Below are 778 nucleotides of genomic sequence, written 5' to 3' on the forward strand. Positions count from 1 at the left end.
CCAGAATCCAGTTCAGCCACAACGACTCCCGCCTAAGGGGCACGGCAACACCTCTGTCGGGAGGCGTGTGCACCCTCATCGGCTGTTTCTCCCTTGATTCACATACTGTGGCTAATGCTAATCGAGGGTGCGCCGAGAATGGTGAATAGTGCTCAGAAAACCTACCGCCGCAGGGCCTTTCGGGCGAGCCAGTTGCCGAGGAACTGAACAAGCTGTACCAGCACAATGATGAGCAGCACGGCCGCCCAGGTGACGACGGGGTTGAACTGGCGGTAACCGTAGAGCAGCGCGAAGTTACCCAGGCCGCCGCCGCCGACATACCCGGCAACCGCCGACATGTCTACGAGCGCCACGAAGATGAACGTGAAGCCCAGAATCAGTGGTCCGAGGGCTTCGGGCAGCAGGACCGTGAAGATGATGCGAATCGGTCCGGCCCCCACGCTGCGTGCGGCATCGATCACTCCGGGTGTCACCGTGAGGAGGTTCTGCTCGACGATGCGGGCCATCGCGAAGGATGCTGCGAGGGCGATCGTGAAGATAATCGCGTTGTTTCCGATGCCACTTCCCGTGACAGCACGCGCCACCGGCTGGGCGGCCGCCAGGAAGATGATGAAGGGAATGGGACGAATGAAGTTGACCAGGAGATTGAGAACGAAGAAGACCGCGCGATTCTCGAGGATGCTCCCGGAACGCGTGAGGTACAGCCCGAGGCCGATGAGGAGACCGCCCAGGCCGCCGAAGAACAGCGTGAGTCCCACGATATACAGAGTCTCGTAGG

1 protein-coding gene is annotated in these 778 nt (G+C 60.9%); it reads right to left on the minus strand.

The genetic code is table 11. From position 1 onward, the window contains the following. Positions 1-161 precede the first annotated feature (161 nt). A partial coding sequence (locus tag JF66_RS16695) for a methionine ABC transporter permease (protein ID WP_035879790.1) occupies positions 162-778 on the minus strand: 617 nt, incomplete at its 5' end.

Source organism: Cryobacterium sp. MLB-32 (genome assembly GCF_000738085.1).
Lineage (GTDB): Bacteria > Actinomycetota > Actinomycetes > Actinomycetales > Microbacteriaceae > Cryobacterium.